16 protein-coding genes, 1 tRNA gene and 4 pseudogenes are annotated in these 23,466 nt (G+C 66.6%); 11 read left to right on the top strand and 10 right to left on the bottom strand.

Annotated elements, in window-relative coordinates; translation table 11 throughout:
- Positions 1-131: 131 nt before the first annotated feature.
- Positions 132-422, top strand: a complete 291-nt coding sequence (locus tag ACZ4WS_RS23390) for a hypothetical protein (protein WP_467983145.1) — start codon at positions 132-134, stop codon at positions 420-422.
- 130 nt (positions 423-552) lie between these two features.
- On the opposite strand, the gene ACZ4WS_RS23385 is transcribed toward ACZ4WS_RS23390, so the two are convergent.
- Together ACZ4WS_RS23385 and ACZ4WS_RS23380 are read right to left on the bottom strand one after the other, a co-directional pair.
- Positions 553-1,485, bottom strand: a complete 933-nt coding sequence (locus ACZ4WS_RS23385) for a zinc-binding dehydrogenase (protein ID WP_467983144.1) — start codon at positions 1,483-1,485, stop codon at positions 553-555.
- A 220-nt stretch (positions 1,486-1,705) separates the two neighbouring features.
- Complete coding sequence (locus ACZ4WS_RS23380) at positions 1,706-2,257, bottom strand: phenolic acid decarboxylase (RefSeq protein ID WP_467983192.1); 552 nt, start codon at positions 2,255-2,257, stop codon at positions 1,706-1,708.
- A gap of 142 nt (positions 2,258-2,399) precedes the next feature.
- Here ACZ4WS_RS23380 and ACZ4WS_RS23375 point away from each other — a divergent pair, with 142 nt between their 5' ends.
- Positions 2,400-2,858, top strand: a complete 459-nt coding sequence (locus tag ACZ4WS_RS23375; RefSeq protein ID WP_467983143.1) for a MarR family winged helix-turn-helix transcriptional regulator — start codon at positions 2,400-2,402, stop codon at positions 2,856-2,858.
- Here the strand turns inward: ACZ4WS_RS23375 and ACZ4WS_RS23370 are convergent.
- Positions 2,824-3,264, bottom strand: a complete 441-nt coding sequence (locus ACZ4WS_RS23370; RefSeq protein ID WP_467983191.1) for a DUF6093 family protein — start codon at positions 3,262-3,264, stop codon at positions 2,824-2,826. The genes ACZ4WS_RS23375 and ACZ4WS_RS23370 overlap by 35 nt on opposite strands.
- A 22-nt stretch (positions 3,265-3,286) precedes the next feature.
- Positions 3,287-3,577 (bottom strand): hypothetical protein, encoded by a 291-nt coding sequence (locus tag ACZ4WS_RS23365; RefSeq protein ID WP_467983142.1) that lies wholly within the window; start codon positions 3,575-3,577, stop codon positions 3,287-3,289.
- A gap of 261 nt (positions 3,578-3,838) precedes the next feature.
- Between ACZ4WS_RS23365 and ACZ4WS_RS23360 the strand changes: the two genes are divergently transcribed.
- Entirely contained in the window at positions 3,839-5,077 is a 1,239-nt protein-coding gene (locus ACZ4WS_RS23360) for a PP2C family protein-serine/threonine phosphatase (protein ID WP_467983141.1), read from the top strand.
- A 79-nt stretch (positions 5,078-5,156) separates the two neighbouring features.
- On the opposite strand, the pseudogene ACZ4WS_RS23355 reads toward ACZ4WS_RS23360, so the two are convergent.
- The 4 genes and pseudogenes from ACZ4WS_RS23355 to ACZ4WS_RS23340 all read right to left on the bottom strand — a co-directional run.
- Positions 5,157-5,334, bottom strand: a pseudogene (locus ACZ4WS_RS23355) (transposase family protein); the annotation flags it as partial.
- Between the two features lie 781 nt (positions 5,335-6,115).
- Positions 6,116-6,439 carry a hypothetical protein gene (locus ACZ4WS_RS23350; protein WP_467983140.1) on the bottom strand — a complete coding sequence of 108 codons (324 nt, stop codon included), beginning with the start codon at positions 6,437-6,439 and terminating at the stop codon, positions 6,116-6,118.
- 351 nt (positions 6,440-6,790) lie between these two features.
- Positions 6,791-6,874 (bottom strand): annotated as a pseudogene (locus tag ACZ4WS_RS23345) (IS5/IS1182 family transposase); the annotation flags it as partial.
- Positions 6,875-7,036: 162 nt separating this feature from the next.
- Positions 7,037-7,109 (bottom strand) — tRNA-Arg (locus tag ACZ4WS_RS23340).
- Between the two features lie 766 nt (positions 7,110-7,875).
- On the opposite strand from ACZ4WS_RS23340, the gene ACZ4WS_RS23335 reads away from it, so the two are divergent.
- Complete coding sequence (locus tag ACZ4WS_RS23335) at positions 7,876-8,085, top strand: hypothetical protein (RefSeq protein WP_355858826.1); 210 nt, start codon at positions 7,876-7,878, stop codon at positions 8,083-8,085.
- A 932-nt stretch (positions 8,086-9,017) separates the two neighbouring features.
- Here the strand turns inward: ACZ4WS_RS23335 and ACZ4WS_RS23330 are convergent.
- Positions 9,018-9,425, bottom strand: a complete 408-nt coding sequence (locus ACZ4WS_RS23330) for an NUDIX hydrolase (protein WP_467983139.1) — start codon at positions 9,423-9,425, stop codon at positions 9,018-9,020.
- A 285-nt stretch (positions 9,426-9,710) separates the two neighbouring features.
- On the opposite strand from ACZ4WS_RS23330, the gene ACZ4WS_RS23325 reads away from it, so the two are divergent.
- The 4 genes and pseudogenes from ACZ4WS_RS23325 to ACZ4WS_RS23310 all read left to right on the top strand — a co-directional run bounded on the left by ACZ4WS_RS23325 (position 9,711) and on the right by ACZ4WS_RS23310 (position 12,971).
- Entirely contained in the window at positions 9,711-10,577 is an 867-nt protein-coding gene (locus ACZ4WS_RS23325) for an SDR family oxidoreductase (RefSeq protein WP_467983138.1), read from the top strand.
- A 142-nt stretch (positions 10,578-10,719) separates the two neighbouring features.
- Positions 10,720-11,646: pseudogene (locus ACZ4WS_RS23320) on the top strand (replication initiator); the annotation flags it as partial.
- A complete protein-coding gene (locus tag ACZ4WS_RS23315; RefSeq protein WP_327429483.1) occupies positions 11,639-11,821 on the top strand; it encodes a helix-turn-helix domain-containing protein in 183 nt (60 codons plus the stop codon). The pseudogene ACZ4WS_RS23320 and the gene ACZ4WS_RS23315, both read left to right, overlap by 8 nt.
- Positions 11,821-12,971: pseudogene (locus tag ACZ4WS_RS23310) on the top strand (tyrosine-type recombinase/integrase). The gene ACZ4WS_RS23315 and the pseudogene ACZ4WS_RS23310 overlap by 1 nt, the downstream one beginning before the upstream one ends.
- Before the next feature lie 481 nt (positions 12,972-13,452).
- Here the strand turns inward: ACZ4WS_RS23310 and ACZ4WS_RS23305 are convergent.
- Positions 13,453-16,917: a type ISP restriction/modification enzyme gene (locus ACZ4WS_RS23305; RefSeq protein WP_467983137.1), complete on the bottom strand. Its 3,465-nt coding sequence runs from the start codon at positions 16,915-16,917 to the stop codon at positions 13,453-13,455.
- Positions 16,918-17,195: 278 nt separating this feature from the next.
- Here ACZ4WS_RS23305 and ACZ4WS_RS23300 point away from each other — a divergent pair, with 278 nt between their 5' ends.
- Genes ACZ4WS_RS23300 through ACZ4WS_RS23290 form a run of 3 tightly spaced genes read left to right on the top strand, consistent with a single transcriptional unit; the run spans position 17,196 to position 23,352 of the window.
- Positions 17,196-18,941, top strand: coding sequence for an N-6 DNA methylase (locus ACZ4WS_RS23300; protein ID WP_467983136.1), 1,746 nt, complete (start codon positions 17,196-17,198; stop codon positions 18,939-18,941).
- Complete coding sequence (locus ACZ4WS_RS23295; RefSeq protein WP_467983135.1) at positions 18,938-20,209, top strand: hypothetical protein; 1,272 nt, start codon at positions 18,938-18,940, stop codon at positions 20,207-20,209. Before ACZ4WS_RS23300 ends, ACZ4WS_RS23295 begins: the two co-directional genes overlap by 4 nt.
- Positions 20,209-23,352, top strand: coding sequence for a type I restriction endonuclease subunit R (locus ACZ4WS_RS23290; RefSeq protein WP_467983134.1), 3,144 nt, complete (start codon positions 20,209-20,211; stop codon positions 23,350-23,352). Before ACZ4WS_RS23295 ends, ACZ4WS_RS23290 begins: the two co-directional genes overlap by 1 nt.
- The last annotated feature ends 114 nt before the right edge of the window (positions 23,353-23,466 follow it).

Raw genomic sequence — 23,466 nt, 5'->3', positions numbered from 1 at the left:
TAACCCGGTCCAGGCCCGGAACCACGGGGCCGTGGGGCGCTCGGGTGGTGCGTTCCGCCGATCAGGTGTTACCTAGTGTGAGGGGAGAAAACGGAGGGGTGCGGACATCTCGGGGTAAAGGAGACCGAAATATGCACAGGAACCCGGTCATGCGAACCCTGGCCGCCGCCCTCCTCACAGGCGGCGTAATCGTGGGAGTGGGAGCGGTCGCGAGCCCGGCCTCAGCGGCAGCCACGGACGGCGTCGCATCGCTGTCACACAGCAGCCAGGCGAACGGCGGGTGCCGGTTCGGTGTGGGCTTCAACCGCGGCTTCAACCCGTACTGCGGGTTCGGGTACGGCTACCCGTTCGGGTCCGCCGGCTACTACCCCTTCGGCGGGTACCCCTACGGCAACGTCCCCGTGGTGGTCATCGTCCGCTGACGCGCCGACGGCGTAGAAAGTGACGGTTGGAAAGGGACAGGAGAAGGGCCGCCGCGTCGCTGCGCTGCGGCCCTTCTCGAGGTTCGGCGGTGACCGGCGCGTCCTGGCCGACGCCCCGGGCCACGCGGTCCTACCGGCCGTCTCCCATGGTCAGTACGACCTTGCCGCGGACCTCCCGCCGGGCCAGGAGGTCGAGGGCGTCGCGGGTTTTCTCCCAGTCGAGGGCCAGGCCGATGTGCGGGGTGAGCCGGCCGTCGGCGACGAGGCCGGCGAGGATGGCCAGGTCCTCGCCCTTGGTCTCCTCCGGCACCGGGCTGATGAAGCCCACGACGTGCGCGTTCCAGCCCTGGGCGTAGAAGTCGCCCAGGCGCAGTTCGTCCGGGCCGCCGATGTTGCCGTACCAGGCGAGGTGGCCGCCCGGGGCGATCCGCCGTACGGCCTGCGCGGTGAGCGGGCCGCCGATGCCGTCCAGGACCAGATGGAAGGGGCCGAGCGCGTCGTCCTCCAGCGAGGTGACGACCTGGTGGGCGCCCAACGCGCGGGCCTCCGCCTCCCGCCCTGGGCTGCTGACCTGGGCGGTGACGTGGGCCCCGGCCGCGACCGCCAGTTGCACGGCGAACTGCCCCACCCCGCCGGTGGCGCCGGTGACCAGCACCTTGCGGCCGAGTACCGCACCGCCTACGCGCAGGGCGCGCAGCGCGGTCAGGCCGGCGATGGGCAGCGTCGCGGCCTGCTCGAAGGAGACCCGGTCGTCGAGCGTGGCCAGGCACCGGGTCGGCACCGGCACGCGCTCGGCCCAGCCTTCCCAGTCCAGGTAGCAGGCCACCCGGGTGCCCACGGCCGGCCCGCTGCCGTCGGCGGCGGCCCGTACGACCACGCCCGCCACGTCCTGCCCCGGCCGCCAGCCGCCCGGGCGGCGAGCGATGAGGTTGAGCTCGTCATGGTTGACGGCGTACGCCCGCACCTCCACCACGGCCTCGTTCGGTGCCGGGGACGGCTCGGGCAGGTCGTCGGCCAGCCGCAGCCCGGCGTGCCCGGCCGGGTCGGTGATGAATCCGCGCATGCCGCATCCGTTCGCCGAGGCCCAACTCGTCGTCGCAACAACCTGGTTGCCGGCCTCGGCATTCCACCGCAGCGGGTTGAGGCGCGGACACCGGCGGAGCCTGACCAAGGGCTGTCCGGTGACTGGTCGCGCGGGAAGTCAGCCCGATGCCACAAACTCGATTTCGACCAAACCAGTCGCTGTCGAGCACGGCGGTCGCCGCCGCAGCCGCGGGGCAGGCTCAGTTGGTGCGGTCGGACCAGCCCCTGGGGAGGTCGCCTGGGGCGACGGAGACGGCGTCCTCGTCGTCCTCGCCGACGTACTCGTCGAGGGTGATCTTCGCGAACTCGGGGACCTCGTAGATGGGGTAGGTGGGGCCTGCGTCGCGGTAGGCGCGCATCTGGTCGAGGTGGTCGTTCTGGAAGAGGACGGTGCGCTCACCGTGGGTCCTGATCCAGTCCGGGAAGAAGATCACGCCGTGCAGGACGCGTTCGGCGGGGATGATGTTGACGGACACGGAGGTGCCGGTGGGTTCGTTCCAGGAGACCTTGTAGACGCCCGGGGTGAGCATGACGAGGTCGACCTTCTGGTTCTTGACCCAGCGGCCGCCGACGTGGCCGGTGTGGATGCGGTAGTCGATGGTGGTGGCGTTCTTCACGTACATCTCGTACTGCCAGCCGTTGGCGTAGGTGTAGACGAAGCGGTGCCCGACGATCCCGGAGAGGTCCTGCGGCGGGACGGGGCGCTCAACGGTGGTCGGGTACGTGGCAGTGGCAGTGGTCTGTGCGGTCATGGTGGTCATGGCGGTCCAGCTTTCTTCTTCGTGCGTGCGGCGTCCGGTCGTGTTCTCGGCCTCTCGGTGCCGTCCATTTCATTTTGCCACAAAATTATTTTGATGCAAAAGTTAATGGCTTCGGCGAGGCAGAATGGAGGCCATGAACAGCAGTGACGCAGACTCGTCGGACGCCGCCGCCATCGAGCTCAGCCGCCTCCTTGGCCCGCTGCGCCGGGCGGTGCTGCGGGCGACCCGCGGCGCCGCGGACCTCCCCGACCTGCCCGAGGCGCAGATCGAACTCCTCCGGGTCCTGGTGGACGGGCCGCTGGCGCCCCGCGAGGCCGCCGTGCGCCTGCGCGTCGCGCCCTCCACGGTCAGCAACCTCGTCAAGGTGATGCGCGCGGCCGACCTGGTGGACCGCACCGCCGACCCCAACGACGCCCGAACGGTCTTGCTCACCGCCACCCCCACCGCCCACGACCTGCTCGACCGCTACGACCGCACCAGCGCGCGGGTCCTCTCCCGCGGCCTCACGGACCTGCCCCCGGCCGACCGCGAAGCGTTCCGGGCGGCACTCCCGGCGCTCAGGCGCCTGGCGACGGGGCTGGAGCGGGACTGACCGCCACACGAGCACCCCGAGCCTCTCCGAGTAGTTCCAACCGAACCACCCGCACCACGGCGAAGGAGCCGGAAGCGACCCCCGTGACCCGGAAGCGGCACCCGACGAGCTGAGCATCCCGAGCCGAGTACACGACCGTGAGGAGATCGTCATCCCGGACGCGGGGCGTGCTGAGCGGCAGCATGCCCTGGTACACGGTGTCCGAAGGCAGCTGTGCCACAGCACCGTCCACAGGAGGCGACGCAGTCGGCAGCCCTCCGGGCAGCACCACCGCGCCGGCCCCGGCCCAGATCAGCTCGGCGCCTTCCGCTGGCCTCAGCGCTCCGGACTCCTCGTCGAGTACGTGGTCAGCCTCACCACGTACATCGCGCCACAACTCCAGGGAGTCCGGCAGGAGCCCCTCCACCGTGCGCTGCACCCCCGAGAGATCAAGCGCCACGAGCCCACTCCGCCAACTGCCGCAGCACGGCAGCGGTTCCACCGCCCGGAACGTTCTCCAGGTCGACACGGGCGAGAGCCGCGCGCTCCACCTCGACGGGATCCATGGCCTCAAGGAACTCGGCGGCCGCAGGACCGGGCTCGGGCGGTACGCCGATCTGCATTCGGGCAAGCAGGTCCAGCCCCGTCGAACGTGCCACAGCCTGTGAAAGCTGCAGCACGACGAGCGGCAGCTCGTGCGGTACGGCGTGGACGTCGACGGACGCCACGAAGTCACTCACGTCGTCACCGTCTACGACGACCCGGCATGAGCCGTCGTTGTCCGGCCCGGGAAAACATCCCTCCGTGGTTCTCATGTGTTCACGGGGCTTCCCGTCCTCGTATGTGCTGAATCCGTGCCGACTGGGGTCCTCCGAGAGGCGTCGGGCGCTGCCGTGGCAGAAGGCCGAAGGCGCGGATGCCGGCCTCGACGCGCAGGCATCCGGCTGGGTCGAGCCGTAGCGTGAGTGGGGAGGAGGGGCAGGTCGTAGAGGCGGAGGGTGATGGCGGGGATGGATTACGCGGCGCTGTTCGCGGCCACGCCGAGTCCGTATCTGGTGCTGGGCCCGGACCTGGCGATCGTGGAGGTCAACCGGGCCTATCTGGAGGCGACCGGCCGCACCAGGGAGGACCTGCTCGGGCGGCACATCTTCGACGCCTTCCCGGACAATCCGACCGATCCCGAGGCCGACGGGGTCCGCAACCTGAACGCCTCCCTGCACCGGGTCCTGGTCTCGCGGAAGCCGGACACGATGGCCCTGCAGAAGTACGACATCCCTGTCGCGGGGCGACCAGGGGCGTTCGAGGAGCGGTGGTGGTCGCCGATCAACACACCGATCCTTGCTCCGGACGGCACGGTGGAGTGGATCATTCACCGGGTGGAGGACGTGACCGCGTTCATCAAGGCCCGCGCCGCCGGGAAGCGGCCGCCGGCAGAGCAGCTGACCGAGCGGGAGGCGCTGGAGGCCGAGCTGTACGCGCGGGCCCGCGAGCTGCAGCGCCTCAACGAGGAGCTGCGCCAGTCCCACGACCGCGAGCGCCAGGTGGCCGTCACCCTCCAGGAGGCGATGCTCCAGTCGCCGGACCTGGCCCACCACCAGGACATCGCGGTGCGCTATCTGCCCGCGACGGGATCGCTGAACGTCTGTGGCGACTGGTACGACGTGGTTGACCTTCCCGACAGTCGCTTCGCGGTGGCGGTCGGTGACGTCGTCGGGCACGGCCTGGAGGCCGCAGCCGTCATGGGCATGCTGCGCAGTGCACTGAGCGCCGCCACCCGGGCGCTGGAGCGGCCGGCCCTGGTGGTGGAGGCGCTGGGGCTGTACGCCCGGTCGGTCGAGGGCGCGCTGAACACGACCGTGATCAAGGCAATGGTGGATCCCCGCCGCCGCCTGATCATCTACAGCAATGCGGGTCATCCCCCGGCGATCCTGGTGCACCCGGACGGGGCCTGCGAACTGCTGGACCAGGCCACCGATCCGCCCCTGGGCGCCCGCCTCCAGCCCGTCCCCCGCCCCCAGGCGGACTTGTCCTACACCCCCGGCGACACCCTCGTGCTGTACACCGACGGGCTGATCGAACGCCGCGGCGAGGACATCGACGCGGGCCTGAAACGCCTCACCGACGCCCTCGGTCGCTGCGCCACCCTCGCCCCGGAGGCCGTGGCCGATGCACTGCTGGCTCGCCTCGGCCTGTCCGGCGGAGCCCCCGACGACATCGCTCTGGTCGTCGTGCGACTTTGACGGATTCCCCGTGCTGAGGAAATCCGCTCCGGCATTCAATGACCGCGGCCCGTGCGCACGGCATCGAGCTCTTTGGGCGTTACCGCTCCGGCATGAGGACGGCAGCGGCGATTGGCGTCATTCGATTCGGGCTGCTCCGGGATCGGCGGAAGGTGCGCCAGGACTTCAGGCGCGTGACGCCACGCTCGACCGGAGCCCGTGCCGTAGACAGCGCGTGGTTGACGGTTTGCTGGGGTCGGCGTGAGTTCGCGGCCCGGCGGGCGTCCGAGGGGTGTCGCCACCCACGTGGAGTGACCCCGTAGATACCGACACTTCCGTTGTGTGCCGCGAGGCCCAGCCGTTGGTGGCAGCGGGTCCTCGCCTGCGCCCGGAGGCGGACCCGGCGGTCGCCGAGGCCGTAGCCCGGCTCGTACTGCGCGCCCGCGCCGCCTCCCAGATCCCAGCCCGAAGCCGAGCCCGAACCCCACAGCGCGGAGGGGCCCGTGCCGGATGATGCCGATCCGTCGGGCGATGTTCGGGAGATCAACTCCCCATCCGCTCACGCAAACGGCCCCGGACGAGGAGTCCGAGGCCGAACAGAGCGCCTCCCTGGGGAAGAAGCCCCAGGTCAGCGTCCTAATACGCTCTGTGCCCCGGCAGGATTCGAACCTGCGACACCCGCTTTAGGAGTTCGATCCGGGTCCGCTCTGGCTGCTGCCGTCGACTGGTGCGACAGCCGGACAGAGTTGCTGGTGTACGCCCCCGTCCGGCCTCGTTGATGTCAGCCGTGGATGTCAGAAGCCTTCTGACCCGTAGCTCTACACAGATCGGCCGCTGACGGCCATATCGTCGCGCTGCTTCCCTGGAAGTCCGGCCGCTACTGGACGTTGGCAGTGCGGTACCCGGGCAACGACCGCACGGTGCGACACGTGGCCGGAGGGCTGAAGACTGCAAGGAACGGTCTTCGGCCCTCCGGCTGGGTGTAGCGGCCGTGCCGGCTATGACGACGGGTGGCAGAGGGTGTGGGCCTCCGCGTCACAGCACAGCCTCCAAGGCGGGCTAGCGGTGGCCGAGGTAGCGGTCCTGATCCCGGTGTCGGTCGCTGTACCAGCCGTGGTGCCCGCCCCGGTCCTGGTCCCAGCCCCGGTCCCGGTCGCGGTCCCAGCCCCGGTCCCGGTCTCGGTCCCGGTCCCAGCCCCGGTCCCGGTCGCCGAAGTGGCCGTCGTGGTCGTGGTCGCTCCTGTGACTGTGCGAGTAACCCCTCCCGTTGTCGCGGTCGTGGCCGGCTCCGGCGGCCAAGGCTGGCATGGCGGCCGCGCCGACGAGTGCGCCCGAAGCCACACAGGTGGCGATCAGGCGGACCGTCGTACGAGAAACAGACATGAATCTGTCACCTCACGTTCGTGCACACCGACCTGGTCGGGGCCGGGCGTGCAATCCGTAATTCCCGGCTCGGTGCCGAGGCCCCAGACTGTGGCCCTCCACGGCGACACCAGACCAAGGAAACGATTCGCGTTACAAAGTGCAGATATATCCGTAACTCTCCCTTGTATGGGCCATTGATGCTGGGGAGGTGCCTGGGCGTCAGCCCTGTCCTAGCTTGGAATCACGCTGAGAGCAGGAAAAAAAGCAGCTGATGGTCCGTGACACTCTTGGCTGTCTCGCTGCCTCAACTCCTTCGAACGGCCCAATGGCTTCAGTAACGACGGGGGGCCTCTGTTCGGGGGACCCGTTGCGGTCCGCGGCGATCCGGTCGATCGGTAGCAGGGTGTCGTCGTGATTCTGGGACGCCTTGGTGGAAGCAGCCTTCGCGGCCTGGAGGCCAGGGTCGCCAGTACCTTCACGGCGTTGGCGAGGCAGTCAGACCCGGGTCGACATCCGCCAGGCCCCTGGCGCCCGTGTCGTATCCACCGGGTGAGCCGGTCGTCAGACCTGGATGCAAAAGGGCACCTACGGCGATCCGTAGGTGCCCTTTTCTCTGTGCCCCGGCAGGATTCGAACCTGCGACACCCGCTTTAGGAGAGCGGTTGGGGTGCCTGGCCGGTGACCTGCGGCTTCAACGGCCGAGCTAGAAGGCATGGATAGTCCTGCCGACCCCCTTGTTGACCGGGGCTGACCCCTGCATCTGGCGCGGCTGTGGCACGCTCACTGGCTTGAGCTCCGAGGCGGCTTTCCGTATTCGGCAGGCGGTAGCCCGCCGGCTCTCTGTTGTCGGGGCTCTGGTCGGGGGACGATGCTTGTCCCAGACACCTCAGCCGTGGTGCACGGATGGGGCTCACCTCTGTCCAGGTTCGCCGATCCTTGGCTTCCCTCTCCTTGCGCTGGGCCACACCGTATGCGGACCCCGGACCCTGATGGACTGGGCAGCGGGTGGGGCACGGGCACCTTCTGATCCGTAGCCCTGTACGGGCCGCGGAACGCGGTGGACAAGGTGCTGAAGGGCGTGCGGATGCACACGTGACTGAATCTGCACAGCGAATGCGCAACTGCGTCACTGGTGCGTTCTGTTGGTGCGGAGTTGTCCTGGTCGGAGCTGTCGTGGCAATAGCTGTCGTTTCCCTGTGCGGCGCAATATGTAGAGAAGCTGCCCTCAATTCGTGTGCATGCGTGCATGGATGAGTGGCCGACTGTTTCAACTGCCCTGCTGGGAACAGCGACCGACTGGATGCCGGGCACGCTCCGTGATTTGATCCTTCGCGCCGCCGGGATCGCGCCAAGGCGTCCGGAAACGGATGGCGCGCCTGCGGTCGCGGCCCAGCGTCTATCCCCAGCTTGGCCGCTCCCCCTTGTGGAACATCCATACGAAGGGCAGTTTCATCATGAACTCCGCTCCCCAGGTTCAGACCCTTGAAATCTCCGACGCCGAGCTCGACACCGTCTCCGGCGGCCTGAGCCCGCAGGTCGGCATCGCTGCCGGCCCCACGGCGATCGGCAGCTCGGACCTCGTGGCTCAGTTCGGCGCGGTCAAGGACGAGGTCCTGGACACCGTCGGCCAGTACCACCAGGCCGGCGTCACCGTCTCCTTCTGATCGCTAGATCGCGGGACTTCCTCATCGCGGGATCGCTGATACCGGCAGCCTGACCGCCGATCGGCGTCCACAGCGACAAGCCCCCTACCCGCGGGTATTCGCTGGTAGGGGGCTTGATCGTTAGGGGTTGCTTCTTCTTGCCCTGGGTCTTGCCGGGGATCTTGGTGAGCTGGGTTTTCGCTGGTCGGACAGGCGGACGCCTACGCCTGAGAGGCCGACAGTGGTCGTCGTTGGCTGCCGTCGAGCAGCCTCGGACTGCCCAGCGACGGCCCAGGCGGCCGACTGCTTCAGACCTCACTCATGCGGTACGGCTCAGGCAACGGCGACAACGGTACGTCGAGTACGCGACCCAACAGCGCTCGCGCAACGGCGTCGCGCTCCCAGTCCGGTTGGCCTGGTCTCATCGAAAGGATCACACGGTTTCGGGTGACGACGGCAGCACCCGTGAAGCTTGGGTCGGTGATCGAAGACTCATCCAACGTGACGTCCAGCTTTGCGAGAAGCTCGGCAGAGGGGCGTCGAGAAGGTGCTGAGGACTCAGCACCAACTGGGCGTAGCCAGTTGGCAGCTTTGACGTCTGCGCTTGGTCGTACCTTGTCACGGGCCTATCTCCTCGGCCGGCCTTTGATGGGTCGCCAGAGTCCTTCCACAGGGCCGGGCCAGAACAACACCACCCTGAACGATCTCCCCATAACAGCGACGTCAGAGACACCAGTGCGAGGACCGCGCTGAGCACATCGGCTTGGGAAGCTAAGGTCATTGGCGGCTACTTGGAGCGTTGACCTGCGTGAACGGCTGTGTGACGGCCTCTTCGGTCCGGCGCTCCTCCCCCGTGATTCCCCGCTGTTCCCCGCCCAATCTGGTGCGGTTGTGGTGCGGCCGTAACCTAGAAGAAGACTGCAGCAGCGACCGTAAAGGCCGCGGTCACGGGATCAGGAAAGCCGCCCGGCCTCGTGAAGCGCGTCGAAGGCCATCTCGTCGACGGCCGAGACTCGGTCCCGATCGGCGTAGCGGAACCAGGCCTTCTCGGCGATCTCCCTCGACGGGGTCAGCTCACCGCGGTGATCGGCGGCGTAGCAGATCATCCGGAAGGGGCCGTGATCCGGATGGTTCTCGCCGATCTCGAAAGTGCCGAAGTACACCATGGAACCGGGGTCGATCGCCGCTTGCAGTTCCTCGTCGATCTCCCGCACCAGGGTCTCGCCGTCGGACTCGCCCGGCTCACGATGACCGCCCGGGAAGTAGAAGCGATCTCTGCCGTGACTACGCGTCACCAATACCCGGTCGTCCTGAACCAGGATCCACGCCACCTTCTCCGGCACGCTGTTGCCATCCGCCATGGCTCGGGACCGTATCGGAGGGCATCGTCTGCGTCAGCACCGTCCGCACACTGAGCTTGGGAAGCTTGGGTCTTCTGGCGGCAGTTGCTGCACTGACCTGCGGTGGAGTGACGTTTGGAGCCGTGTTCGCAGCCGTGGTTGGTCCCCGCTGTTCCCCGTGGTTCCCCGCACGATCTGGCACGCGAATGGCACGGCCGCCGCCCTTCGCCGGCCGGGTAGACGATGCCGGGACCCGACCGACCGGGAGCCGGCCCACCACCGATCCCTCCGCTACCGTGGCAGCCCATGACGGTCCTGATTATCGGTGGCAGTGGCTTTCTGGGAACTGAACTGGTCCGCCAGGCCATCGCGGCGGGGCACGAAACGGCCGCGACGTTCGCCTTCCGACCCGGCAGGGCCTCGGGTGTCGCCTGGCATCCGCTCGACGTCCGGGACCCTGCGCGTGTCGCCAGGGTGATCGCCGACGTTGCCCCCTCGGTCGTCGTCAACGCGTCCAGCGGCCAGTCTGACTGGGCGGTCACCGCCGACGGCGCGATCCGCGTGGCGCTGGCTGCCGCCGAGCAAGGCTGCCGCCTGGTCCATGTCTCCAGCGACGCGGTGTTCTCCGGTGCGCATGTCCGCTACGACGAGAGCAGCCTGCCTGATCCGGTCACCCCCTACGGCGCCGCAAAGGCCGCCGCCGAGACGGCGGTGCGGCTGCTGGTGCCGGGTGCCGTCGTCGCCCGCACCTCGCTGATCCTCGGACACGGCAAGTCCGGGCACGAGCGCATGGTGCATGCCCTTGCGGCCGGCACCCGCGACGGGGTCCTGTTCACCGACGACATCCGTTGCCCGGTACATGTCGAAGACCTGGCCGCCGCCTTGTGGGAGATCGCGCTGTCCGACGCGGCCGGGGTGTTCCACCTCGCCGGGCCGGATGCCCTGAGCCGTCACGACCTCGGTGTGCTCATCGCCCGGCACCAAGGACTTGACGGTGCGCAGCTGCCCGCCAGGCGACGAGCCGACAGCAACCTGCCAGGGGCCCTCGACGTACGCCTCGAGAGCCGCGCAACGCAGGAACGGTTGCGGACCAGGCTCCGCGGCGCCCGCGAATTCCTCCGTGGAGACGGCCGCATCATTCAGGAGCCGCTCCAGTTGCCCCTGCAGCAGTAATCGCACACGGACATCTTCGTCCCGAAGCAACTTGGGCGGGCGTTCCGTCCTGGGCCGGTGCGCCTCTCACCTGCTTCGATGGTCCGCAGGTGTGCGCGGTTGTCCGCCGCTGTGCGTGGGCGTTGTCACGCAGCTAGACACCCGCCGCTGCCGGTGCGGCGTGCGCCACGACCAGGACGACGCCGTACTCGGGACCCCGCTCGACCCGGACACCTACGACTACGAAGCCGCTGTCCTCTGGAACGCGCACGCCGGTCCGCTATGGCGCCGCTTCTCCACCTACCTGCGCCGGGAGGTCGCCAAGCGGGCCGGACTTTCACAGCGTGCGTTCCGCCAGTACGCCCGGGTTTCCTTCGCCAAGGTCGCCGAGTACCAGAAGCGCGGTGCCGTCCACTTCCACGCCGTCATCCGCATCGACGGCCCCGAGGGCGGCGACACCCCGCCTCCCGCCTGGGCCACCGCCGAACTGCTCACCGACGCCATCAGTGCCGCCGCTGCTCACGTCCGCGTGGACGGTCCAGTCATCGACGGACGCGCGCACACCTTCACCTTCGGCCGCCAGCTCGACGTCCGCACCATCCGCTCCGCCGACTTCGACGGTGGCCAGGAACTCACCGAGCGGGCCGTCGCCTCCTACATCGCCAAGTACGCCACCAAGGGCGCCGAGACCGCCACGGGATCTCTCGACCGCCCGCTCAAGTTCCTCGCCGAACTCGCCCAGCTCGACATCAGCGACCACGCTCGCCGGCTGATCCGCACCGCCTGGACTCTCGGCGCGCGCAAGGAGTTAGAAGACCTCCGGCTCCGGGCCTGGGCCCACATGCTCGGCTTCCGCGGCCACTTCTCCACCAAGTCCCGCCGCTACTCCACCACCCTCGGCGCCCTCCGCACCGCCCGCGCCGAATGGCGCCGCGCACAAGCCGCAGAGGCAACCGAGAGCGACACCGACACGACCCTCGTCCTCTCGCACTGGGTCTTCGCGGGAACGGGGCTTTCCTCCGCCGAAGCCTGGCTCGCCGCATCCCTCGAACCCGCCCCCGGAACAGAAGGAGAACCGACACATGCGTGACGAAGAGCTGTTGACCGTGGCCGAAGTCATGGCGCGGCTCAAGCTCGGCCGGTCGACGGTGTACGACCTGATCCGCTCCCGTCGGCTCCCCTCGATCACCATCGGCCGGTGCCGCCGCATACCGGCGCGGGCCCTGAGCGACTACATCTCCCACGAACTGGAGGCGGCTGCCTGATGGCTGGTCAGCGCAAGCGCAACCCCAACGGCGCGGGGACGATCACCAAGCGCAAGGACGGCCGCTTTCAGTGCGCGGTCTACGTGCTCCAGCCGGACGGCACCCGTGCCCGCAAGTTCGCCTACGGCAAGACCTGGCAGGAGTGCGACACCAAGCGCCGCGAGCTCCTCGCCAAGGTCGATCAGGGCGTGCCCGTCCCCACCCGGTCGGCCAAGCTCTCCGAGTGGCTCCCGTACTGGCTGGACAATGTGATCAAGCCTCGGCGGAAGCTCAGCACGTACGACAAGTACGAGGCGCACGTCCGGCTCTACCTGGTGCCGATGCTCGGCTCGAAGCGGCTCGAATCCGTCGGCGTCGCCGACGTACGTCGCTTCCTCCTCCGGCTGGAGAAGGAGACCACCGCCGCAACAGCCAAGGAGTCCCACCGCGTGCTGCGTTCCGCACTGTCCTCCGCCTGCCGCGAGGAACTGATCACGCGCAACGTCGCCAAGCTCGTCGAGCCGCCCCGCACGGACAACCGGGGGTTGAAGCCCTGGACGCTGGACGAGACGCTCGACTTCCTCGCCGCCTCTCGCAGAGATCCGCTCTACGCGGCCTTCGTGCTCGCCATCGCGATGGGACTCCGGCGGGGCGAGATTATCGGCCTCCGGTGGTCGGATCTCGACCTCGACAACCGGGTCCTCTACGTTCGCCAGCAGACTCAGCGCCGTCGCGGCGTCCTGTACGACGACGACCCCAAGAGCCGCCGTCGCCGCGTCGTTCCGCTACCCGCGCTCTGTATCGCCCGCTGCGCTGGCACCGGATGAGGCAGTCGGCCGCACGCGCCAAGGCGGGGGAGCAGTGGCACGAGTCCGGCTACGTCTTCACCACCCGCACCGGTCGCCAGGTCGAGCCGCGGAACGTCTACCGCTCCTTCACCCGCATCGCCGACTCCGCCGGCCTCCGCGTCATCCGGCTCCACGACGCTCGGCACGGCACGGCCACCCTGCTTACGGCGGCCGGAGTCGCGCCCCGCGTCGTGATGGAGATCCTCGGCCACTCGCAGATCAGCATCACCATGGACGTGTATACGCACGTCGTGCAGGACACGCAGCGTGAGGCCATGAGTCACATGGACCGGCTGCTCAGGAAGCGCCCCGGTCGTCAGTGACCGTGCTCGTTGATGTCAGAAGTGGATGTCAAAGGCCCCGGACCAAGATCGGTCCGGGGCCTTTTCCCATGTGCCCCCGGCAGGATTCGAACCTGCGACACCCGCTTTAGGAGTGGGATCGAATCCTTGCCGGGTGGTGCCAGGCGCTGCCTCGCGGTGCTGTTTCCCCTGGTCAGAAGCGCGCAGTGAGCCAGTTGATCCGGCTCATGCCGCCCTGTATCGGGTCGTCCGCTCACGCATCGCTCACGCGCAGCCGACTGCTGAGCAGCGCGTGGTCAGGTCTGGCCGAGGTCGATCTCCACCGGGAACGGGGCCGCTACCTTGAGGACGCCGGTGAACAAGTCTCCGTCCCGGTAGGTCTTCGTCGCGAGTCCGTTCTGGCTAGCCCTTCCTCCTTCAGGCGGTCGGCGCTTCGTGAGGTCGTCGGCAAGAGAGTGGGACGAGGAAGTGTGCGAGCCACGAAGCAGCTGCTCCCCGGCCCTCATGCCCGACCGCGGTGCCGTCGGGCATGAGGGCCGGGCCGCACAGGTGAGTGCCGGTCAGGTGCCGCGTCACCCGGGGAGTCGTTCGGGGGCGTTAGAGGCTCGACAGGTCCGGGAGGTTGACCATCGACTGTTTCCAGGCCGGGCAGAAACGCGTGGTCCGGATCAGTGCGAGCGTTCTTGGCGCGCTCGGGTACTGGGAGGATGCGGCGCCGATTCAGTTCAGCCACATCGATCAGAGGGGCGGTCACTATGCGGTCGAGTAACTCTGCCTGCCGCGGCTCCAGGTCAGTCAGGTGACTGAGTACGGCGAGGATCTCCACGAGCTCCCGACTCCACTCGTGCTCCCAGTGCTCTGGGCGCTCGCGGTCGAGTTCGCTGGTCACCTTGCCGGCGCTGCGGGTGCTGCGGTACGCGAGCCAGCTGTCGAGTACGTTACGACCGCCGGTGGTGTAGTTGCGCATGCGCGGCGTGACGCCAGTGAAGACGCCCCCCTCGATGATCAGGTGCTCGTTTTCGGAGTCGTAGGTGATCGTGGAGGGGAGCCCATCAGGCGCGACTTGTCGGGCATATGTGATCTCGGGATGCAGGTCTCTCCACCAGTTCGATGTGCCTGCGGGGCGTCCATCGCCTGGACTGATGCTTCGTGTACCGAAGGTGGACGCCCACAGAATGTGGTGTCCCAGGCTGACGGCCTCATGCCAGAGGTCACTAGCGGCGGTCAAGGGGATGCGTACGCCGAGTGAGTTGAGGTCGTCTGCATAGCGCTCGGTGAAGGCGGGATGGGCGGTGACGGCGCCGACATAGGCCAGCAGGTCTTCCGGGATGACCTCTTGGAGACCGTAGGAGTTGGCGAGGTGATGTAACAGCCCGGGGGCGATGTTGGGGGAGCGGTCAGCATGCAGGAACGGCAGCACGCGACCACCGTTGCCGTTGAAGTAGTGCATGTCCGGGATGAGCGCGGTAAAGAGCAGGGCTGGGCCGGTCTGCAGGCGTTGCGAGTGCTGTTCGACGATGAAGACCTGGCCGTCTATGGCGGCTTGCCACAGCTCCGGGCGGGAAAAGTCGATGACGCGCCCGTCGGGTATGAGCCATTGGCGGTCCCAGGCTCTGCGGGCGACGCGTATCGGAACAGGACAGGGGCTGTGCTCGTCGCGGAGAAGGGTCGGCGGGTGGGGGTGACCGGGTATCTGGACGGCTTCCTTGTCCAAGGTGCGGTCGCGGGTCTCTTTGAAAAGTGCCCTTTGCGTAGAGAGGTCACGTTCCTGGACGAGGCGGTCCCATCGTCGGCGCAAGGTGGTTTTGGATGGACTGAAGACCCAGTTCCGGTTGGGTTTTATGCCCGGTTTACGCCAGGGTATGAGGTCGGTGAGAGCGGGAAAGGTGTCCCAGCCGCTGTGGGAGGCGGGTGTGAAGGGGGCGTGCTTGACAGGCCGGGAAGTGCGCCAGCCGGGGCCGTTGATGTGCAGGTCGTGTAGTTGCTCTTCTTTGTCCCGGCGAGTGCCGTGGACGGCCGTGTAGTGGACAGGGGCCAGTTGGTCTCGCCGCTCGCCTTGCTTGCGGACAAAAATGGCTATGGCTAGTTCCTGCTGGACGCCCGGGAAGAAACGGCTGTTGAGTGGCGGTCTCTTCGTCTCAGGGGTGAGGTCGATGACCCAGCCCTCGGTGCAAGTGCGGCGCAGGTACGAGCGCATGCCCTGAAAGCCGGCGCCGCGGATGAACCCGCCGGTACTAACGAAGCAGACAACGCCGTGACGGTGGTCGTCGTACTGGTCGAACACCTTGTGCGTGGCCCAGCGCCAGAAGTAAGTGCAGAGGCTTTTCAGTTTGTTCTCGTACACCCCTGCCGCACCGTGTAGCCGGAAGGCGTCCAGCGGTGGGGCGCCTCGGTCTGGTGAGCCATTCTCGATCCATCCACCCTGGCCTTCTGCTTGTTCGCGGTGGGGAGGATTGCCGATGACGACAGTGATGCGGCTTTCGCGCTGGATGAAGCTTGCGGCTTCAGCGTCGTCGCGCAAGGGGCCCCACAGGGCGCCGTAGCGGGTGAAGAGTTCGCTCGGCCGCCAGGGGTCGGCAAGGGTGTCGGCTAGATGTAGGCGCATGTCGCGCAGCCGAACCCGGGCGTTGAGAGAACGCAGCATCTGCCCGACGCGCATCTGTGCAACGGCGAAAGCGCCCATCTGCTTTTCGAAGCCGATCAGTCGGCCTGCGAGTTCTTGGACGGATTCGGCGCGGAAGCCATCATTGCCGCCCTCGGACTGCTTGCGGGCGACGAGGTCGATGATGCCGGTGAGGAAGGTGCCGGTGCCCATGGCCGGGTCGATGATGGACACGCCAGGGTCGGCGAAACCGTCTGGGCAACCCAGCGTGGTGATCAGCACTTCGTCGACAAGGCGGATCATCTCCTCCATCAGCGGCGCTGGGGTGTAGTAGGTGCCGGAGTCCTTGCGGAGGTCGGGGTCGTACTCCTGCAGGAAGTGCTCGTAAAGGTGGATGTGGAAGCCGGGTTCGCTGGCCAGGGCGCTCCGCCAGTCGATGGCGTCGATGACGCGAACGAGCATGTCGAGGCTGTCGCGAAATTCTCCCTCGACCTGGTCGGTGAGAATCTGCAGAGCGCGCCCCATGACGGAATGCTCCGCTCCCAGCCGGCGGCCGACCTCATGCAGGCTCATCTTGGCCAGTGAGCTGTCATGGGCATTGGCGGCATCCGCGCTGGCGAGTAGGAGCGCGAAGGTGACAGATTGGGCATAGCGGTCGGCGAAGGCCGCGCGTTTGTCCCGGTCATCAGTGGTGGGAAAGAGATCGACTTCGAGAGTGGAGGCCAGGTCAGTGAAGGGACGCCGGTGGCGCGGGAGCCTGGCCTCGGCGTCGAGCCGGTCGTGGACAGCATCGCGCAGGAGTGTGCACAGCGGGGCTACCTGAGCGACAACTTCCCGCATCGATGTCAGTGGATGCGGCTGCCAACTGAAGAACGCTGTCAGCATTGATTCGAAGGCGGCTTCGCTGGCTACCGGTAGCCGCAGGCGGGCGCCGGCAGTACGCAGATCGCCGTCGAGATGGATGGCGTCGCCGTGCTGCCGCCCTGAGCGATACATGATCCAGGTCTGGCCGTTGGTGTAGATCAAGTTGGGGAGCTTCGCCATGCCCTGCCACTGTCGTAGATCACGTTGGTTCAGTCCGCCAGGATGGATCACGCTCTTGTCCGGGCTCTTCAGCTCGACGTAGCCGACGATGTTGCGAGATAACTTGCCGATCCGCACAGCCAGGTCGGGGCGGATTCGGTGCGCGGCGATCGCTACCTCGGCATGCAGGACAGCCTGTAGCCCTAACACGTTCGCCGCGTCGACGAGAAGCGTCTCCACGGCGCGACGTATCGCGGCTTCCTTCTGCCCGTGCAGCAATGCCTGCTTGCACGCTGCACCGAACTCGCTGATGATCCGCCGAAACCCGTCCCTGCGCTGCATCCCGCCCCCAGAGGCCAGCACACTCCCGGTATCCAACTCAACACACAGTAAGTGCAACATCACTGACCGTCGAGAGGGTCTCAAGGCTGCGTACACCCACCGGCCTGCGGCAGTGCCCCCTTCTCCCCGCGCTGCACGGGTTCAATCTTCTGATCCGCAGCTCTGCTACAGGTCGGTGCTGCAGGCCCTTGAAGGGGTCCCCTAGGTGAACCATGGGACGGCGGCTGCTGCCTCTGGCAAAGTGATCGGCACTGCTAAACGATTCTCGTGAGGAACTTGTGAGCTCGCTCGGTAGCTTCATCTGGTCAATCGCTGACCAGCTTCGGGGTCCCTATCGCCCTAACCAGTACGGGACGGTGATTCTCCCGTTCACGATCTTGAGACGGCTCGACTGCGTACTCGAGCCGGACCGCGCGGCGGTACGGGAGCTGGCTGCGAGGTACGAGAACCCGAACCGGCTCAAGATCGAGGTCAAGAAAGCCACGGGGCGGACGTTCTACAACACCTCCAACTACGAGTTCGCGAACGTGCTGGCTGATGCGGACGGGCTGGCGGACAACCTCGCTGACTACATCGACCGGTTCTCCACCGACGTGGACGTGTTCGAGTACTTCGACTTCAAGAAGGAGATCCTAGCCCTGGAGAAGGCCGGACTCCTGCGCGAGATCGTCAAGTCCTTCGGCGCCGTCGATCTCCACCCCGATGTGGTGTCGAACTCCGACATGGGCGACGCCTTCGAGTACATCATCCGCAAGTTCAACGAGGCCGCGAACGAGACCTCTGGAGACCACTACACGCCGCGCGACGCGATCCGGCTGCTGGTCGACCTGCTCTTTGCGGAGAAGGACGTCGACCTCACCGAGGGCGGCATCATCCGGTCGCTGTACGACCCAACCGCCGGCACCGGCGGCATGCTCTCCCTCGCAGAGGAGCACCTGCTCGCCCAGAATTCCGAGGCGAAGTTGAGCCTGTACGGCCAGGAGTACAACCCGCAGTCGTACGCCATCTGTAAGTCCGACCTGCTCGCCAAGGGCCACGACACGACCAACATCGCCTTCGGCAACACGCTCACCGACGACGCCTTCAAGGGCCGTCAGTTCGACTATTGCATGTCCAACCCGCCCTACGGGGTGGACTGGAAGCAGTACGCCAAGGCGGTCAAGGCGGAGCGCGACTCCGCCGGCCCCTACGGCCGCTTCGCTCCGGGTCTCCCCGCAACCTCGGACGGCCAGATGCTCTTCCTGCTCCACCTGGCCCACAAGATGCGCGCACCCGAGGACGGCGGCGGCCGCGTCGGCATCGTCATGAACGGCTCGCCGCTCTTCAACGGCGCCGCCGAATCCGGACCCTCCAACATCCGCAGGTGGCTACTGGAGAACGACCTCGTTGAGGCGATCGTCGCCCTGCCGACCAACATGTTCTTCAACACCGGTATCGCCACCTACATCTGGATCCTCGACAACACCAAGCATCCCGACCGCCAGGGCAAGGTCCAACTCATCGACGGCACGTCGTTCTGGACCAAGATGCGCAAGAACCTCGGCTCCAAAGGACGCGAGATCAGCGACGCTGACCGCGTCGAGGTCGTGCAGCTGTACGCCGACTTCGAGGACGCCGACCCCGACCTCTCCAAGGTGCTGCGTAACGACGAGTTCGGCTACTGGACCATCACCGTCGAGCGTCCCCTGCTTGATGAAGACGGGAACCCTGTCGTCGACCGCAAGGGCAACCCGAAGCCCGACTCGAAAAAGCGTGACACCGAGAACGTGCCCTTTACCTACGGCGGCTCAACCGCTGGCGTAGCAGGGGAGCGCGAAGTCGTCCAGGCGTACTTCGACGCGGAAGTGAAGCCGCACGTTCCTGACGCCTGGGTCGACTGGGCCAAGACCAAGACCGGCTACGAGATCCCCTTCACCCGCCAGTTTTACAAGTACGTACCACCCCGCCCGCTCGCCGAGATCGACGCCGACCTGGAGAAGCAGGTCGCCAAGATCCTCGATCTCCTCCGCGAGGTGGAGCAGTGATCACCACGCCGCCGCCCGACTGGCGTAAGACAACGGTGCGGCGAGTGTTGCGCCTGCTGGACCGACCTGCTCGGTCGGGGCTCGGTGTCATCACTGCCTATCGGGATGGCACAGTCACTCTGCGCTCGAACCGCCGTGAGGACGGTTACACCTTCTCTGATACCGAGAACGGCTATCAGGAGATCCGCCCCGGCGACCTGGTTTTCCACGCCCTCGACGGTTTTGCTGGCGCCGTCGGCGTCTCGGACAGTCATGGCAACGGTTCACCCGTCTACCACGTCTGTGAGCCTGTGGCGGGCGACGATCCCGCTTACCTTGCCCGCCTGCTACGCCACCTTGGCACCTCCGGCTTCCTCGCCACCCAGGCGCCGAACGTTCGCGAGCGCAGCGTTGACTTCCGCAACTGGAGCACTTTCGCTCGCATTCCTCTGGTACTGCCCCCGGCCGACGAGCAGCGCTCCATCGCCGACTACCTCGACCGCGAGACAGCCCGCATCGACACGCTCATCGAAGAGCAGCAGCGGCTGATCGACATGTTGCGGGAGCGTCGGAAGGCACTCGTCGAAGAGATCGTGTTCGGTGGTCTCGATGCTTCGGCCACGAGTGAAAATCCTGAGTCGTGGCTACCTCCCACGCCGTCGCACTGGCGGGTCATGCAACTCGGATTCATGAGCGACACCCTGGCCGGCTACGCCTTCCCGAGCGATGGTTTCAGTTCCGATGGAGACCATGTGCGTCTGCTGCGGGGCGTCAACGTGAAGCCAGGCAGGGTCGACTGGGCGGATGTCGTCTACTGGGATTCTCACGCTGCGCCCGTTCCTGCAGAGTTCGACCTTCAAGCTGGAGACCTCGTCTTCGGGATGGATCGACCGTTCGTGGGCGGTGGCGTGCGCATCGCCGCGATCTCCAGCGAGGACCTCCCAGCCTTGTTGCTCCAGCGGGTCATGCGGATCCGGCCGGATGCCGAGGCAGATCCCGGCTATGTCCGGTATGTGATGTCGACTGATGCTTTCTACGACTACCTGGAGCCGCTGTTCACCGGTGTCAGCGTGCCGCATGTGAGCGAGTGGCAGGTGCGCAAGTTCAAGATGCCGTTCCCGCCACTCGATGAGCAGCGTTGCATTGCTATGCACCTGGACGCTCAGACGACAAAGATCGACACGCTCATCGCCGAGACCGAGCGGTTCATCGAGTTCTCCAGGGAGCGCCGGTCGGCGTTGATCACGGCGGCGGTTACGGGGCAGATCGACGTACACGAGGTGGCGTGATGGCTGACCACAACGAGGTGGTCTTCGAGACCGAGATCTGCGAGTACCTCCGGGACCACGGTTGGCTGTACTCGGCGAACGACCGTGACGGTGGTGAGTACGACCGGGAGCGGGCGCTGTTCCCGGATGACCTGTACGCGTGGCTAGAGAAGACACAGAAGGCGGCGTACGAGAAGGCGTTGAAGGCGGCGGGGTCGCAGGCGAAGTTCCTCGACGTACTGACCGCGGCGCTCGACCGGCCGCTGGAACATGGTGGCGGGACGCTGAACATCCTGCGTAACGGGGTGCAGTACATCGGCGGTGGTCGGTTGAAGATGGCGCAGTTCCGTCCGGAGACGTCGCTCAACGAGACCACGACGGCGCGCTACGAGGCGATGCGGGTGCGGGTGGTGCGGCAGGTGCACTTCTCGACCGCCGACCAGCGCAGTATCGATCTAGTGTTCTTCGTCAACGGCCTTCCGGTGGCCACGGTGGAGCTGAAGACTGACTTCACCCAGTCGCTGGACGAGGCGGTCAACCAGTACAAGCAGGGTCGCAATCCGTTGACGAGCGGGCGGCCGGAGCCGTTGCTGTCGTTCGGTCACCGCGCGTTGGTGCATTTCGCGGTCTCGAACGACCTCGCGGCGATGACCACGAGGCTGGAGGGGGAGAAGACCCACTTCTTGCCGTTCAACATCGGCTTCGACAGCGGTGCCGGCAACCCGCCCGGCACGGACGGACGGTCGTCGACGGCGTACCTGTGGGAACGCGTCTGGGAGAAACACGCCTGGCTGAACTTCATCGGGAGGCTGATGATCGTGCAGACCAAGGAAGAGTGGGACGTCACCACCGGCACGTCGGTGCGGCGTACAAACATGCTCTTCCCGCGGTTCCACCAGTGGGAGGCCGTCACGAGCATCGTCGCGGCGGTGAAAGAGGAGGGTGTCGGGCAGCGGTACCTGATTGAGCACTCGGCCGGGTCGGGGAAGACGAACACCATCGCCTGGACGGCCCACCGGCTGGCGCGGCTGCACGTCGATGATCGGAAGGTCTTCGACTCAGTCATCGTGGTCGTGGACCGCACCGTGCTCGACTCCCAGCTGCAGGATGCGATCCGGCAGATCGACGGCACCGGCAAGATCGTCGCGACTATCAACCCCGAGGACGTCCGCAAGGTCGGCGCGAAGTCGAAGTCGGGTCTGTTGGCGCAAGCGTTGAAGAACGGCGAGCTAATCATCGCGGTGACGGTACAGACCTTCCCGCATGCGCTGGACGAGATCCGGACCGACGCTGGCCTCAAGGGCAAGCGGTTCGCCGTCATCGCCGATGAGGCGCACTCCTCCCAGTCGGGTCAGATCTCCTCGAAGCTGAAGCAGGTACTGACGGCCGAGGAGGTCAAGGAGATCGAGGAGGGCGGCGAGGTCGACGTGGAGTCGGTGCTTGCCTCGGAGATGACCGAGCGGGCCGAGTCGGAGAACATCTCCTACTTCGCTTTCACCGCCACACCGAAGAACAAGACCCTCGAACTATTCGGCCGCAAGGGTGCCGACGGGAAGCCGCGCGAGTTCCACCTGTACTCGATGAAGCAGGCGATCGAGGAGGGCTACATCCTCGACGTGCTCAAGGGCTATCAGTCCTACGACACCGCGTTGAAGATCGCCGGCAGGGCCGAGAGCGGTGACGGGGGAGAGGTCGAGGAGGCCGCCGCCCGCAAGGGGCTCATGCGGTGGGTGCAACTCCACCCGACGAACATCAGCCAGAAGGTGCAGATCATCGTCGAACACTTCCACGCCAACGTCGCCTACCTCCTCGAAGGCAAGGCGAAGGCGATGGTGGTGACCGACTCGCGCAAGTCCGCAGTGAAGTACAAGCTGGCCATCGACGCCTACATCGCCAGGCGCCGCACCGAGGACGCCTCGTACAACTACCGGACCCTGGTCGCCTTCTCCGCCGGGGTGACGATGACCGAGGACGAGACCTGGCACAGCGACTGGGGCCCGCAGCCGTCGAAGGACGACGAGTTCACCGAGGCCAACATGAACCCCGGCGCCGGGGCTGAGCTGGCAGCCGCATTCAAGGGCGAGACGTACAAAATCATGCTGGTCGCCAACAAGTTCCAGACCGGCTTCGACCAGCCCTTACTCTCGGCGATGTACATAGACAAGAAGCTGTCAGGGGTCACCGCGGTGCAGACACTCTCGCGGCTCAACCGCACCCATCGCACCGCTGGTGGGGAGCAGAAGCGCAAGACGTTCGTCATCGACTTCGCCAACAAGCCCGAGGACATCAAGGCAGCCTTCGAGCCGTACTTCAAGAACGCGACCCTGGAGACCGAGACCGATCCGTACGTCGTCGTCCACCTGGCTAACAAGCTTGCCCAGGCCGGAATCTACACCGAGGACGACGTTCGCAAGGTCGCCGAGTTGTGGGTGACCCGGAAGGGCAACAACGCGCTCTCGGCGGCGATCAGCCCGGCGCAGCACGGGTTCCGGCGCCGCTACGCGCGGGCGATCGAGGAGGAGGACAAGGTCACGCTCCAGGCGCTCGACCTGTTCCGCAAGGATGTCTCCACCTACGTACGTCTCTATGACTTCATGTCCCAGATCGTCGACTACGGCGACCCCTACATGGAGATGCTCTCGATCTTCCTGCGCCTGCTGGAGAAGGTCATCGCCGAGTCCGCCTGGGCCGCCGACGTTGACCTCTCCGACGTGGTGCTGGTCGGGGTCAAGCACAACAAGGCGATCCCGGTCAACATCTCGCTCGTGGGCGACGGGCAGCTGAAGGGCATCAGCGCAGCTGGCACGGGAATGAAGAAGGATCCGAAGTACGTCGCGCTCCAGGTCGTCATAGACAAGATGAACGACCTCTTCGGTGCCGAGTCGTTCGCCGAGTCCCAGGTCAGGGAGTTCGTGCAGGGACTCGTCCAGCGGTTGCTCGCCGACTCGAACCTGGTCAGGCAGACCAAGGTGAACTCCAAGAAGCAGTTCGTGGAGTCACCAGACTTCCAAGCAGCCGTTACGGAGGCGGTGGCAGACAACCAGGACGCCCACAACACGATGGCTGACTACTTCTTCACCGATGGGCCGGCCATCAACTCGATCATCGTGGCCCTCGCGGATGCCTTCTACGAAGCTGCGGTTGATCAGCAGGTGGATTCTTAGATACGGCAGTACGCATGTCGCGCCCCCAGCGCACCGTCCTGCTGCGGAGGTGAGGGCAAGCAGGCTCCATCGCCCTGCTGCCCGAGCCCCCACCCAGCTGGCCCGCGACACTGC

The organism is Streptomyces sp. NPDC029292, from assembly GCF_055569295.1.
Note: the sequence above shows the minus strand (reverse complement) of the source record. Positions and strands in the feature narration are given on the sequence as shown.

Coding starts and splice junctions, on each gene's coding strand:
- ACZ4WS_RS23390 (WP_467983145.1), top strand. CDS start 132: ATGCACAGGAACCCGGTCATGCGAACCCTGGCCGCCGCCCTCCTCACA.
- ACZ4WS_RS23385 (WP_467983144.1), bottom strand. CDS start 1,485: ATGCGCGGATTCATCACCGACCCGGCCGGGCACGCCGGGCTGCGGCTG.
- ACZ4WS_RS23380 (WP_467983192.1), bottom strand. CDS start 2,257: ATGACCGCACAGACCACTGCCACTGCCACGTACCCGACCACCGTTGAG.
- ACZ4WS_RS23375 (WP_467983143.1), top strand. CDS start 2,400: ATGAACAGCAGTGACGCAGACTCGTCGGACGCCGCCGCCATCGAGCTC.
- ACZ4WS_RS23360 (WP_467983141.1), top strand. CDS start 3,839: ATGGCGGGGATGGATTACGCGGCGCTGTTCGCGGCCACGCCGAGTCCG.
- ACZ4WS_RS23350 (WP_467983140.1), bottom strand. CDS start 6,439: ATGTCTGTTTCTCGTACGACGGTCCGCCTGATCGCCACCTGTGTGGCT.
- ACZ4WS_RS23335 (WP_355858826.1), top strand. CDS start 7,876: ATGAACTCCGCTCCCCAGGTTCAGACCCTTGAAATCTCCGACGCCGAG.
- ACZ4WS_RS23330 (WP_467983139.1), bottom strand. CDS start 9,425: ATGGCGGATGGCAACAGCGTGCCGGAGAAGGTGGCGTGGATCCTGGTT.
- ACZ4WS_RS23325 (WP_467983138.1), top strand. CDS start 9,711: ATGACGGTCCTGATTATCGGTGGCAGTGGCTTTCTGGGAACTGAACTG.
- ACZ4WS_RS23315 (WP_327429483.1), top strand. CDS start 11,639: ATGCGTGACGAAGAGCTGTTGACCGTGGCCGAAGTCATGGCGCGGCTC.
- ACZ4WS_RS23305 (WP_467983137.1), bottom strand. CDS start 16,917: ATGCAGCGCAGGGACGGGTTTCGGCGGATCATCAGCGAGTTCGGTGCA.
- ACZ4WS_RS23290 (WP_467983134.1), top strand. CDS start 20,209: ATGGCTGACCACAACGAGGTGGTCTTCGAGACCGAGATCTGCGAGTAC.